We start from the raw sequence: 13,683 nt of genomic DNA, 5'->3' as shown, positions 1-13,683 counted from the left end.
CATGCCTCAATTTTCGCATTTACATGTACACTCTCAATATTCTTTGTTAGATGGTGCAGCTTCCATTCAATCATTGTATAAAAAAGCAGCGGCTCACCAAATGCCGGCGGTGGCTTTAACCGACCACGGCAATATGTTTGGTGTTTTCGATTTTGTAAACCAGGCATGGAAAAATACGAAAGTGGTGGGAAAGGATGCCAATGGAAAAGATATTGTTGAACCTGTTATTAAACCTATTGTTGGCTGCGAATTTTATGTTGTTGAAAACAGACATATTAAAAACTTTACCAAAGAGCAAAAAGATCATCGTTACCACCAAGTATTGTTAGCCAAAAACAAGCAAGGCTATCAAAATTTAATAAAACTTACTTCATTGGGTTTTATTGAAGGCATGTACAGTAAATATCCCAGAATTGATAAAGAACTGATTCTGCAATACCATGAGGGCTTAATTGCTACAACTTGCTGTATAGGTGCTTATGTGCCGCAAACCATTTTAAAAGGTGATATGGAAAAAGCGGAACAGGAATTTAAATGGTGGTTAGACATTTTTGGCGATGATTACTATATTGAACTGCAAAGGCACAACATAAAAGAACAGGAAATTATTAACCAAACCTTATTGCAGTTTTCAAAAAAATATGGCGTTCCTGTAATTGCTACCAATGATAGCCATTACACTGAAAGAGACGATTATAATGCACACGACATTTTGCTATGTGTTAATACCGGAGAAAAGCAATCAACGCCGGGCTTTGATGACTTTATTAACGATGATGCACAAATCAGGAACCGCCGTTTTAAATTTCCTAACGACCAATTTTATTTTAAATCACCCGATGAAATGGCAACCCTGTTTGCCGATGTGCCTCATGCCATTGACAATACTAATGCCATTGTTGACAAAGTGGAGGTATTGAATTTAAAAAAAGATATTTTATTACCGGCCTTCCCTATTCCTCATGCATTTAAAATACATGCTGACGACAACCTTAACCAGTGGGAATACCTTAAACATTTAACCTACGAGGGCGCTAAAGAACGCTATGGCGAAATTGAGGCTGCTACCCAAGAACGTATTGATTTTGAGTTATTTACCATTAAAACAATGGGCTTTGCAGGTTACTTTTTAATTGTAAGTGATTTTATTAAAGCCGGAAGGAACTTGGGTGTGTTTGTGGGCCCGGGTCGTGGTTCAGCGGCGGGTTCAGTTGTGGCCTATTGTATAGGTATTACGAATATTGACCCCATTAAATACAACTTGCTCTTTGAGCGCTTTTTAAATCCCGACCGAAAATCAATGCCTGATATTGATACCGATTTTGATGACGATGGCAGACAAAAAGTGATAGATTACGTGGTTGAAAAATACGGTAAAAATCAGGTAGCACAAATTATTACTTATGGCACCATGGCTGCCAAAAGCAGCATTAAAGATGTGGCCCGTGTAATGGATTTACCATTGGCAGAAGCCAATATGCTGGCCAAGTTGGTACCCGATAAACCCGGAACCGAATTAAAACGCATATTACATGCACCCATTACCGCCAAAGAAGGAGAAAAATCGCTGGAAGAAAAAGAAGGATATACCCCTGAGGATATTGAAAACATAAAGAAGCTAAGAGAAATTTACGCAGGAAATGACATTAGAGCTCAAGTATTAAAGGAAGCCGATAAACTGGAAGGAAGTATCAGAAACACGGGCATTCATGCGGCAGGTATTATTATTGCCCCTAAAGATTTGACGGAATTAATTCCGGTTGCCACTGCCAAAGATTCAAACCTTTGGGTTACCCAAATTGAAGGCAGCAGTATTGAAGAAGCCGGAGTAATTAAAATGGACTTTTTGGGTTTAAAAACCTTATCAATACTAAAAACTGCTTTGGAATTAATTGAAAAAAATCATCAAATCACTATTGATTTGGACAAGATTCCTTTGGATGATGAAAAAACTTTTCAACTATATCAACGCGGCGAAACCAATGGCACTTTCCAATTTGAAAGTGTGGGCATGCAAAAGTATTTGCGAGAATTAAAGCCCGATAAGTTTGATGATTTAATAGCCATGAATGCTTTATATCGCCCAGGCCCCATTGCCTATATACCCAGCTACATAGCCCGGAAACAAGGCCGCGAAGAAGTTGTGTACGATATTCCGCAAGCTGCTCAATATTTAGATGACACTTATGGGATTACCGTTTACCAAGAGCAGGTAATGCTGCTTAGCCAAAGTTTGGCCGGGTTTAGTAAAGGTGATGCAGATGTATTGCGAAAAGCCATGGGTAAAAAACAAAAAAGTGTGCTTGATAAAATGAAAGCACAATTTATTGAAGGCGGAAAAGCACGTGGCCATGCATTGGAAGCTTTAGAAAAAATGTGGACTGATTGGGAAGCCTTTGCACAATACGCATTCAACAAATCGCACAGTACTTGCTATGCCTTTGTTGCTTACCAAACTGCTTACTTAAAAGCACATTACCCTGCTGAATATATGGCTGCAGTTTTGAACCATGCCGGCAGCATTGAAAAAATTACATTTTTTATGGAAGAATGTAAACGCATGGGGATTAAAGTGTTGGGGCCTGATATTAACGAATCGCTGAAAGGGTTTACCGTGAATAAAAAAGGGGAAATACGCTTTGGTTTGGGTGGCATAAAAGGCGTTGGAGAAGCAGCCATTGAAAACATTATTGAAGAGCGAAACAAAAATGGACAGTTTAAACATATTTTTAATTTCATTCAACGGGTAAATCAGCGAAGCGTAAATAAAAAGTCACTTGAAAGCCTGGCTTACAGTGGAGCATTCGATTGCTTTCCGCAAATGAACCGAGCGCAATTTTTTGCCAAAGGCGATGCGGATAAATATACCAACTTAGAAAAAATCATTAATTATGGAGCAGCGAGTTCACAAGCCAAAAATGGGCAGGCGAATACCCTATTTGGTGAAATGACGACTGCCATGGAAATACCCTTGCCCAAATTAGCCGAATGTGAGGAATGGCCGCTAACCGAAAAATTAAATTACGAAAAAGAAGTAACCGGCATGTTTATGAGTGGTCACCCGCTCGACCATCACCGCTTTGAACTGCAACACTACCAATTATTGGAAATTGCAGAATTCAATGAAATAAAGAATGATACGGCATTGATTAAACAAGCAGCAAATTTTACCGTTCGATTAGCCGGTTTAATTGTAGATGTGCAACACAGGGTTACCAAAACCGGGAAAAATTTTGGATCATTTGTTTTAGAAGATTTTACCGGCAAAACCGAGTTTACCTTATGGAGCGAAGATTATGTAAAATTCCAAAACTATTTGGAAGTGGGTCGAAAAATATTCTTATCCGGTAATTTCCGTCAACGCTTCAGAAGTGATGAAAATTTTGAGCTAAAAATTAATCAACTGTATTTGTTGGAAACCTTGAAAGAAAAAACCACAAGAGTACTGGAACTAAATTTAGAACCCGCCAGCATTACAAAAGAATGGATAGAATTTTTAAATGAAAATGTAAAAGCTTTTCCCGGCAAAACCCTGCTGAAGTTTAATATTGTGGATAATGATGAAAATTTAAAAATCAGCTTATACAATAGCGAGGTGGGCATTTTGTTGAATGACGAGTTAATTCTTTTCTTACAAAATCACCCCGAAGTAAAAGTGAATGTACAATTGCAAAATTAATCCGATAAAAACTGACTATTTGCCTCAATTTTCATTCATTAGGACTGAATGACGCTTTTAAAGTCATCCCAAAGTCATAATTAACAGGGGTGCATAACTGTTTTGACAGGTGTAAATGGTTTGGATTTATTTTTGCATCCAAGATTCATAAATTAATTTTTAAACCTCATAAACTTATACAAATGGCTTTAGAATTTACTGATGCAAACTTCTCTACAGAAGTATTGGCAAGCGATAAATTAACTATGATTGATTTTTGGGCTGAATGGTGTGGTCCTTGCCGCGCTATTGGACCTGTTGTTGAAGAACTGGCAAAAGAATATGAAGGCGTAGTAAAAGTGGGTAAATTAAATGTTGACCACAATCCACAAGTAAGTTTAAACTATGGCATTACCAGTATTCCTGCTATTCTTTTTATTAAAAACGGTCAAGTAGTTGATAAATTAGTAGGTGCACAACCTAAAGCCAATTTCGTTAAGAAAATTGAAGCACACAAATAGTTGTAACTTTTTTCAATAAAACAAGAGGCCATCTTTTTAAAGTATGGCCTCTTTCATTTTCATAATGTTAATGATGAAATTGTGCAACTTCTTCTGGCCTATGCCGATGCCTGAATAACAAAAGAAACAAAACTGCAATGATAACGGCATAACTGGCAAATGATATCCATATGCCATACCAATCCAAACTATTATCCGTATGTGTAAAAAATCTGGAAATGGCATAACCACTAATTCTACTGCCTAATAAAGCACCTATACCATTGGTCATCATCATAAAAATACCTTGTGCACTGGCACGTATATCAGGTTTTATTTGTGTATCTACAAACAAGGAACCGGTTATATTAAAAAAGTCGAATGCCATGCCATAAACAATGCACGATAGAATAATCATCCACAACCCATTACCCGGATTTCCATAAGCAAATAACCCAAACCGAAATACCCAGGCCAGCATGCTCAGAAGCATTACAATTTTTATCCCAAATTTTCTTAAGAAGAACGGGATAGCCAGAATAAACAAAGTTTCAGAAATTTGAGAAATAGACATGATAATGGCAGGATACTTAACAGCAATGGTGTTTTTATATTCGGCTATTTTCTCAAAATCGTGTAAAAAGGTATCACCATAGGCGTTGGTTAATTGCTGTGCTGCGCCCAACAACATTGCGAATATGAAAAACAAAGCCATTTTGTACTGGCCAAATAATTTAAAAGCTTTTAGTCCCAACATTTCGCCCAGCGATTTTCTTTCGCCGGCTTTAGCCATAGGTACACATTTGGGCAAGGTAAATGCATAAACACCAAATATTAATGAAGCAACAGCTGCAACATAAAATTGGTCGGCAGATTTTTCAATATGCAGTAAACTAACTATCCACATGGCAACAATAAACCCAATGGTGCCCCAAACACGAATGGGCGGAAAATCTTTAATGGTATCCTTCCCATTTTTTATTAAAATGGTATATGAAACCGAATTAGCCAATGCCAGTGTGGGCATATAAAAAATCATGTATAATAACAATACCCAAAAAAACGAATCAGGATTATTAATGGCAGGAATATAAAACAAAAAGAGGGCACCAATTAAATGACATAAACCAAGAAGTCTTTCCGCATTAATCCATCTATCGGCAATAATACCCATGATGGCTGGCATAAAAATGGCAGAAATGCCCATGGTGGAAAAAATTTTTCCGAAATCTTCCGCACTCCATCTCTTGTTTTGAAACCAGTAAGCACCCACAGTTATTAACCAAGAACCCCAAATAAAGAATTCTAAAAAGCTAAGCACTATTAATCTCAACTTAACATTCATTGCATTTGATTTTTCATCTTGCATTTCAACAGCAAAACCCTCTTCTAAAAGGCAGCCATTTAGGCAAGCAAGGTTAGCGATAAAATAAAGCAGGGAAGATAGTAATTTTTGCCAATTACTTAACAATCTATTCATACTAACGTTTATAATGGTAGTTTTGCAACTCAAAAAGGAAGCAATCATGTTTACTACTATAGCACCGGAATCATTGCAAGTTCTTATTCAAACAGCCGATAAAGATTTACAACCTATTGCAGAAAAAATCATCAATCGGCAACGCATTAGTTTTGACGAAGGGGTTGCATTGTTTGAAAAAGGCAGCTTGCCATTTTTAGGCGCGTTGGCTAATTATGTTCGCGAACAAATGCATGGCGACATTACTTATTTTAATAGAAATTTTCATATTGAACCCACTAATGTTTGTGTATTTAGTTGTAAATTCTGTGCTTACTCACGCTTATATGCTCACCGTGAAGAAGGCTGGGAATTAAGTATTGAGCAAATGCTAAACATTGTTAAAAGCTACGATGGTAAACCTGTTACAGAAGTGCATATTGTAGGTGGTGTTCATCCCAAAATGGATTTAAACTTTTTTACCACATTATTAAAAGCCATTAAAGCACATCGCCCCGACCTTCATATTAAAGCATTTACCCCGGTTGAGTTAGATTACATGTTTAGAAAGGCAAAGGTTTCAGTAGAAGAAGGTATGCGCATTGCACATGAAGCAGGTTTAGATTCTTTACCCGGTGGTGGCGCTGAAATTTTTCATCCGGATATACGCCAACAAATTTGTGCCGATAAAGTTGATGCTGAAGGCTGGTTACGTATTCATAAGGCTGCACACCAATTGGGTATGCACAGCAATGCCACTATGTTATACGGCCATATAGAAGAATACTGGCACAGAATTGACCACATGGAACGTCTTCGCCAATTACAAGATGAAACAGGAGGCTTTAATACTTTCATTCCATTAAAATTCAGGAATAAAGACAACGAAATGAGCCATGTGCCGGAATCAACCATTGTTGAAGATTTAAAAATGTATGCAGTGGCTCGTTTGTATTTAGATAATTTTCCGCACATAAAAGCTTACTGGCCTATGTTAGGTCGTAAGAATGCTCAACTTACTTTGCAATTCGGTGTAAATGATATTGATGGTACCATTGATGACTCTACTAAAATTTATTCAATGGCAGGTAGTGAAGAACAAACCCCAAGTATGAGCACCGCCGATTTAGTTACTTTAATAAAACAAGTACACCGCAAACCGGTTGAACGCGATACTTTGTACCATGTAATTAGAGATTATTCTTCATTAAGCCATGAGGAAATAGTGGCCAATCCATTGCTGAATTAAGCCGCATTTATGGATTGGCCGGTAAGATAAAAACCATGTATCTTAACATTCACTAAGACTTAATGGCACATGTACTGCTAAACCACCGTCGGAGGTTTCTTTGTACTTGCTGTTCATGTCTAAAGCAGTATCCCACATGGTTTTAATAACCTTGTCAAGACTAACTTTTGCAAAATCAGGTGCACTTTGCAGCGCCAATTGAGAAGCTGTAATAGCTTTAATTGCACCCATGGTATTGCGTTCTATGCAAGGTATTTGTACCAATCCGCCAATGGGGTCGCAGGTTAAACCTAAATGATGTTCCATAGCTATTTCAGCAGCCATTAAGGCTTGCCTTTGACTTCCGCCTAAACTTTCGGTAAGTGCTCCGGCAGCCATAGCACTGCTTACACCAATTTCAGCCTGGCATCCACCCATAGCTGCAGATATAGTGGCCCCTTTTTTAAATATAGAACCTATTTCGGCTGCGGTTAATAAAAAGCGAATGATCTTATCGGGTTCATTTCCATTACAAAAACAAACAAAATATTGTAATACGGCAGGTATTACTCCTGCAGCACCATTGGTGGGGGCAGTAACTACTCGTCCAAAAGCCGCGTTTTCTTCATTAACAGCCAAGGCAAAACAACTTACCCAATCTAACGTGTATTGAAATGCATTACCCCCTGCCCTAATTTTTTGTAACCAATCATCATAATTCGCATCAGTCATTCCATTCATCAACTTCTTATTCAAATCAAAAGCTCTGCGTTTTACTTTTAACCCACCGGGTAACTCACCTTGTGTATGACATCCGCGATAGATACAATCGCGCATTGTTTCCCAAATGTGTAAAACGCCTTTACGGGTAGCTTCTTCACTACGCCAAGCCAATTCATTTTCCAGTACAACATCACTAATGCTTAAGCCCTTCATGCACCAACTTAGTAAATCCTGCGCCGTGTCAATCGGGAAAGGCAAATCAACAGCCGGTTGGTTATTTGCAGCAGCTGCACCCCCTTCCTGAACAATAAAACCACCGCCAATGGAATAATAAGTAGATGCCATTTCTTTACCATCTTCCATTGTAATTAAAAAAGTCATGCCATTAGGATGATAGGGCAGACTTTCATTTTTTAAAAAAACAATATCTGCGGCTGGTTCAAAAGGAATGGCTTTTTTACCATGCAACAGCAATGTTTTATTGGCTTTAATAGTTTCAATTTTAGGTACAATGGTATTAACATCAATCGTTTCAGGGTCTTCACCGCAAAGCCCCATCATTACTGCAATATCAGTACCATGTCCATGGCCCGTTTTGGCCAAAGAGCCGTATAATAAAACCTGCATTTTTTTTACTTGCTTAATGTCATTCTTCTGTTCAACATCTTTTAAGCATTGCAATGCAGCACGCCAAGGCCCTAAAGTATGTGAACTGGAAGGACCAACACCTATTTTAAATATATCGAATACCGATATAGCTTCATGCATTTCATTTTTCATACTACAAAATTACGAACCACTTGGAACGAATGTTGCAAGATGTTTATATTTGATAATGCTTCAAAAAATTTTAGTTTTCTTTATAACAATAGCATTAATTGCCTGCCATACACCCAAAAAAATGATGCAAACCCACCTTCCGGTTAATTTTTTAGAAACTTTAATGCAACAGCATTCACAAGAATTCGAAAGCATTTTACAAAACAGGAATAATTGGAATGTGCAAATTATTTATACCCAAATTAATCGCGATAAAAATAATGTTCCGCACTTTCAGGAGTATTACTTTAATGTTGATACAAACCGCTATTTTTATCCGGCCAGTACTGTTAAAATGCCTGTAGCATTTTTAGCGCTGGAAAAATTGCATCAGCTTAACTTACCTGCAGTTAATGTTAATACCACGCTTATTACCGATAGCAGTGCACCGCAACAAACTTTTGTATTTACGCAACCTACAGCCATTGACAGTAGGCCTACAATTGCCAACTACATTAAACAAATTTTTTTAGTGAGCGACAATGATGCCTTTAACAGATTGTACGAGTTTTTAGGGCAAAAAACCATTCTACAACAGTTGCAGCAAAAAGGCTATCCCAATGCAATTATCAGGCATCGTTTAGAAGTAAATTTAACAGATGAACAAAATAGGCTCACCAATGCCTGTAGCTTTTATGATACCAGCGGTCAATTATTATGGCATCAACCGGCACAATACAACGATGGGCCATTGCCGAACCTGCAAGTATATTTAGGTAAAGGATACTATCAAAACCATCAACTCATCAATGCACCTTTCAACTTCTCGCAAAAAAATCGTTTATACCTGCAAGATCTTACCCATATTTTACGCTCTGTTTTATTTCCACAATCCGTACTACCCGCTGCAAGATTTGATATAACTGAGGCCGATAGGCAATTTCTATTGCATTGGATGAGTGCCTATCCGCATGAAAGTAATTATCCTTACTACGATACTGCTCATTATTGGGATGCTTATTGTAAATTTCTATTGTTTGGGTCGGAAAAAGGCAGCCTTCCTTCTAACATAAGAATTTTTAATAAGGTGGGCGATGCATACGGATTTTTAACTGATGTGGCTTACATCATCGACACCAAAAACAACATTGAATTTATGTTAAGCGCCACCATATTGTGCAATTCAAAAGGCATTTTCAATAGCAACGATTATGATTATGAAACCATTGGTTATCCATTTATGAAAAATATTGGAAAAATAGTTTATGAATATGAATTAAAACGCAAACGCCCCTATCCGCCCAATTTATCAGATTTTATATTGCAATACCAAAATCAATAAAAATTATTTATTTTTTTCCGCATCCGCTGAAAATTATCTAATAAACCTGTTCATTAATTAAGTACATTTGATGCCGTTTAAAAAAAGCTGTTGAATCATGAGCACCAATTTATCTACCCTATTAATGCGCTTTAGCGAACCGGAAACTTTAAAAATGGCCAAATTAGGCCGCGAATTAAGAGCCAAAGGAATTGACGTTATTGACTTAAGTTTAGGCGAGCCCGATTTTGATACCCCACAACATATTAAAGAGGCTGCAATTAAAGCTATTAACGACAATTGGAGCCATTACACACCCGTATCCGGCTATCCCGATTTAAAAGAAGCTGTTTGCACCAAATTAAAACGCGATAACAATTTAGATTACAAGCCTGAAAATATTATTGTTTCAACCGGTGCCAAACAAACATTGGCCAATGCTATTTTGGCTTTGGTTGATGAAGGCGATGAAGTAATTATTCCCACACCTTATTGGGTAACTTATTCCGAACTGGTAAAAATTGCCCGTGGCCATGTGGTTGAAATTAATACCACTGTTGAGCAAAGTTTTAAAATTACTCCTGCCCAATTAGAGGCCGCCATTACTTCAAATACCCGTGTTTTTCTTTTTTCCTCTCCCTGCAATCCATCGGGTGCAGTATATACCAAAGAAGAATTAGCTGCATTGGTAAAAGTATTTGAAAAGCACCCGCGCATCACCATTTTATCTGATGAAATTTATGAATATATTAATTTCATTGGCAACCACGAAAGCATTGCACAATTCCCCTCCATTAAAGATAGAGTTGTTGTAATTAACGGATTAAGTAAAGGTTTTGCCATGACGGGCTGGCGTTTGGGTTATATGGCAGCCAATACCGATATTGTAAAAGCCTGCGAAAAATTACAAGGACAATTCACCAGCGGTACTTGCTCCATCACACAACGTGCAGCCATTGCCGCACTTACCGGCGATTTAGCACCAAGCCGTGCCATGACCGCCGAGTTTGCACGTCGCCGTGAAAAAACCATGCAATTGGTAAACAGCATTCCCGGATTTAAATGCTTTGAACCGCAAGGTGCATTTTACGTTTTCCCCGATGTTAGTGCTTACTACGGCAAAAAATTCGGTAACGAAACCATAGCTAATTCAGGCGATTTAAGCATGTTTATTTTAAACGAAGCACATGTGTCATCGGTAATGGGCGATGCTTTTGGCGAACCTAATTGCATCCGCTTTTCATTTGCCAACAGCATGGAAAACATTGAAAAAGCCTGGGAACGCATTAAAAATGCTTTAACCAAACTCAATTAATTATATTAATAACGGAATAGTATTTATGTAGTCAGCTGCATAACATGGGGCATCGCCTGTTGCGTCGCACACTTGTACGTTCAGCACTTTATGCAGCTGATTTTTTTAAAATTACAATGCCTTTTTTTCAGCAATATGCTGCAAAATTTTTACGGCATGCTCTCTTGAGTTTTCAATAAATAAACGATGGGTGTTATAACCTCCACAAACCACACCGGCCAAATAAATGCCGGCAACATTGGTTTCATGGGTAGCTTCATCATAAGTGGGTTTTTGAACACCATCATCCGACAATTCAATTCCTAAATGGCGCAAAAAAGAAAAGTTGGGCTGGTAGCCGGTAGCAGCAATTACCCATTGGTTGGGAATGGTAATGTTCCCGCCAGGGGTTTGTATGTGTACATGATGGGGCTCAATTGCAGTAATAACAGAATTGAAATAAGCTTTTATGGAACCTTCCTCAATGCGGTTTATAATATCGGGCCGTACCCAATATTTTACACGTTCACCAATTTGGCTTTCGCGCACTACCATGGTAACGTTAGCACCTTTACGCCAGGTTTCCAATGCCGCATCTACCGCAGAATTATTAGCACCTACTACCACAACATCCTGAAAAGCATAAAAATGAGGATCTTTATAGTAATGTGTAACCTTGGGTAAATCTTCACCCGGCACATTCAATAAAAAAGGAATATCGTAAAACCCGGTTGCAACTATAATGTTATGAGCATAGTATTGTTGCTTAATTGTACTAACTTTAAAACACAAAGGCAGTTGCGTTGTTTTAATAACCGCTGTAACTTCTTCAAACAAATGAATGTGTAATTGTTCTTTTAAAGTAACACGCCTGTAATATTCTAAAGCCTCATTACGCGTAGGTTTCGCAGCAATACTAACAAAAGGAATGTCACCAATTTCAAGCCTATCGGAAGTGGAAAAGAAGGTCATATTCATAGGGTAATGGTATAATGAATTCACCAAACATCCCTTTTCTAAAATTAAATAATTCAACTGTTTCTTTTTAGCCTCAATAGCACAAGCTAAACCAATAGGGCCACCACCAATTATAATAACATCAAATATTTCACTGTGCTCCATAAACTAAATTTTGTACGAACGGTATGCCACGTTATTTATGCACTTCACTTGTAAAGTGAAAAGTAATATCAGGATTGTTCGTAATTTCTGTGTTTAAGAACCATTCACTTTGTGCCAAGTACACCGGCTGACCATCTTTATCTTCTGCAGTATTTTGTTGTTTAAAGCGCAAAAAATCTTCTAACTTTTTGCTATCCTTACTGGTTAACCAACAAGCTTTGTAAAAAGGTAAAGGTCTAAACTCAACCGAGGCACCATATTCCTGTAACAAGCGGTATTGTATTACTTCAAATTGCAAGTCGCCTACACAACCAATAATTTTTTTAGTACCACCAAATTGTGTAAACAATTGGGCTACGCCTTCATCGGTTAATTGTTGAATACCTTTTTCCAATTGCTTAGCCTTCATGGGGTCTTTGTTCACCAATTCTTTAAATATTTCGGGAGAAAAAGTAGGAATACCTAAAAAATAAAAATTATCCCCTTCAGTAAGTGTATCGCCAATTTTAAAATTGCCGGTATCAAACAAACCAACTACATCACCGGGATAGGCATCTTCAATTACATCTTTACTGCGTGCCAAAAATGAGTAAGGATTACTAAAACGAATATCTTTATCTAATCGTACATGATGATAATATTTATTGCGTTCAAACTTACCACTGCAAACCCGCAAAAAAGCAATTCTATCCCTATGGCGGGGATCTAAGTTGGCATGAATTTTAAATACGAAACCGCTAAACTTATCATCGTTAGGTGAAACTGCGCCTGTAGAAGTTTCTCTTTGTTTCGGTGTAGGGGCTATTTGAATAAAAGTATTCAGCATTTCCTGTACACCAAAATTGTTTACAGCACTACCAAAAAAAACAGGAGCAACTTTTCCTGCTAAATATTCCGATACATTTAAATTACCGTGCACAGCTTCTATTAATTCAACATCTTCGCGCAATTGGTTGGCATCTCGCTCACCAATTTTCATGTCAATAAATTCATCACCCAAATCATTTAAGTGAATGGCATCCTCATCATCCGCTTTTGTACCGGCAGTAAATAACAAAAGATTTTTTTCAGCCAAATTATAAACCCCTTTAAAATCTTTTCCACTATTGATGGGCCAGGTCATGGGGTGAAGGGCTATGTTCAATTCTTTTTCAATTTCCTCTAACAAATCAAAACGATTTTTACCATCACGGTCCATTTTATTAATAAATACAATAACCGGTGTGTCACGCATACGGCACACTTCCATCAATCGCCTGGTTTGTTCTTCTACCCCATTCACACTATCAACCACCAATACAACACTATCAACTGCAGTTAAGGTACGATAAGTATCTTCAGCAAAATCTTTGTGTCCGGGGGTATCTAATAAATTAATTAAAAATCCATTGTATTCAAAAGTCATTACACTGGTAGCCACCGATATGCCTCTTTGCTTTTCAATTTCCATGAAATCGCTGGTAGCATGCTTTTTTATTTTATTGCTTTTTACAGCCCCGGCGGTTTGAATGGCACCGCCAAACAACAACAATTTTTCAGTTAAGGTAGTTTTACCGGCATCGGGGTGCGATATAATGGCAAATGTTTTTCTACGTTCAATTTCTTGTTGATAACCCATG

General features: G+C 37.7%; 9 protein-coding genes. 5 read left to right on the top strand and 4 right to left on the bottom strand.

All coding sequences use genetic code 11. The features are described 5' to 3' along the window. Window position 1 precedes the first annotated feature (1 nt). A complete protein-coding gene (dnaE, locus tag LX80_RS00875; RefSeq protein WP_111293151.1) occupies window positions 2-3,679 on the top strand; it encodes a DNA polymerase III subunit alpha in 3,678 nt (1,225 codons plus the stop codon). A gap of 182 nt (window positions 3,680-3,861) precedes the next feature. Further along, window positions 3,862-4,179 carry a thioredoxin gene (gene trxA, locus LX80_RS00870; protein WP_111293150.1) on the top strand — a complete coding sequence of 106 codons (318 nt, stop codon included), beginning with the start codon at window positions 3,862-3,864 and terminating at the stop codon, window positions 4,177-4,179. A 67-nt stretch (window positions 4,180-4,246) separates the two neighbouring features. Here trxA and LX80_RS00865 read toward each other — a convergent pair whose 3' ends face one another. After that, a complete protein-coding gene (locus tag LX80_RS00865) occupies window positions 4,247-5,638 on the bottom strand; it encodes a nucleoside permease (RefSeq protein ID WP_317046441.1) in 1,392 nt (463 codons plus the stop codon). A 46-nt stretch (window positions 5,639-5,684) separates the two neighbouring features. Here LX80_RS00865 and mqnE point away from each other — a divergent pair, with 46 nt between their 5' ends. Next, window positions 5,685-6,866, top strand: a complete 1,182-nt coding sequence (mqnE, locus tag LX80_RS00860; protein WP_111293149.1) for an aminofutalosine synthase MqnE — start codon at window positions 5,685-5,687, stop codon at window positions 6,864-6,866. A gap of 42 nt (window positions 6,867-6,908) precedes the next feature. Here mqnE and LX80_RS00855 read toward each other — a convergent pair whose 3' ends face one another. Then, window positions 6,909-8,348 (bottom strand): L-serine ammonia-lyase, encoded by a 1,440-nt coding sequence (locus tag LX80_RS00855; protein WP_245897905.1) that lies wholly within the window; start codon window positions 8,346-8,348, stop codon window positions 6,909-6,911. Between the two features lie 121 nt (window positions 8,349-8,469). On the opposite strand from LX80_RS00855, the gene LX80_RS00850 reads away from it, so the two are divergent. Together LX80_RS00850 and LX80_RS00845 are read left to right on the top strand one after the other, a co-directional pair. Further along, window positions 8,470-9,669 (top strand): serine hydrolase, encoded by a 1,200-nt coding sequence (locus tag LX80_RS00850; RefSeq protein ID WP_245897903.1) that lies wholly within the window; start codon window positions 8,470-8,472, stop codon window positions 9,667-9,669. A gap of 97 nt (window positions 9,670-9,766) precedes the next feature. After that, the gene (locus LX80_RS00845; protein ID WP_111293148.1) at window positions 9,767-10,963 is read left to right on the top strand and encodes a pyridoxal phosphate-dependent aminotransferase; all 1,197 of its coding nucleotides are present in this window, start codon (window positions 9,767-9,769) and stop codon (window positions 10,961-10,963) included. Between the two features lie 111 nt (window positions 10,964-11,074). On the opposite strand, the gene LX80_RS00840 is transcribed toward LX80_RS00845, so the two are convergent. Beyond that, window positions 11,075-12,064: a YpdA family putative bacillithiol disulfide reductase gene (locus tag LX80_RS00840; protein WP_111293147.1), complete on the bottom strand. Its 990-nt coding sequence runs from the start codon at window positions 12,062-12,064 to the stop codon at window positions 11,075-11,077. Window positions 12,065-12,095: 31 nt separating this feature from the next. Further along, entirely contained in the window at window positions 12,096-13,682 is a 1,587-nt protein-coding gene (locus LX80_RS00835) for a peptide chain release factor 3 (RefSeq protein ID WP_111293146.1), read from the bottom strand. Window position 13,683: the final 1 nt, after the last annotated feature.

Source organism: Hydrotalea sandarakina (genome assembly GCF_003254115.1).
Taxonomy (GTDB): domain Bacteria; phylum Bacteroidota; class Bacteroidia; order Chitinophagales; family Chitinophagaceae; genus Hydrotalea; species Hydrotalea sandarakina.
This window is presented reverse-complemented; position numbering and strand designations above follow the sequence as displayed.

Coding starts and splice junctions, on each gene's coding strand:
- mqnE (WP_111293149.1), top strand. CDS start 5,685: ATGTTTACTACTATAGCACCGGAATCATTGCAAGTTCTTATTCAAACA.
- LX80_RS00865 (WP_317046441.1), bottom strand. CDS start 5,638: ATGAATAGATTGTTAAGTAATTGGCAAAAATTACTATCTTCCCTGCTT.
- trxA (WP_111293150.1), top strand. CDS start 3,862: ATGGCTTTAGAATTTACTGATGCAAACTTCTCTACAGAAGTATTGGCA.
- LX80_RS00850 (WP_245897903.1), top strand. CDS start 8,470: ATGATGCAAACCCACCTTCCGGTTAATTTTTTAGAAACTTTAATGCAA.
- LX80_RS00845 (WP_111293148.1), top strand. CDS start 9,767: ATGAGCACCAATTTATCTACCCTATTAATGCGCTTTAGCGAACCGGAA.
- LX80_RS00835 (WP_111293146.1), bottom strand. CDS start 13,682: ATGGGTTATCAACAAGAAATTGAACGTAGAAAAACATTTGCCATTATA.
- dnaE (WP_111293151.1), top strand. CDS start 2: ATGCCTCAATTTTCGCATTTACATGTACACTCTCAATATTCTTTGTTA.
- LX80_RS00840 (WP_111293147.1), bottom strand. CDS start 12,064: ATGGAGCACAGTGAAATATTTGATGTTATTATAATTGGTGGTGGCCCT.
- LX80_RS00855 (WP_245897905.1), bottom strand. CDS start 8,348: ATGAAAAATGAAATGCATGAAGCTATATCGGTATTCGATATATTTAAA.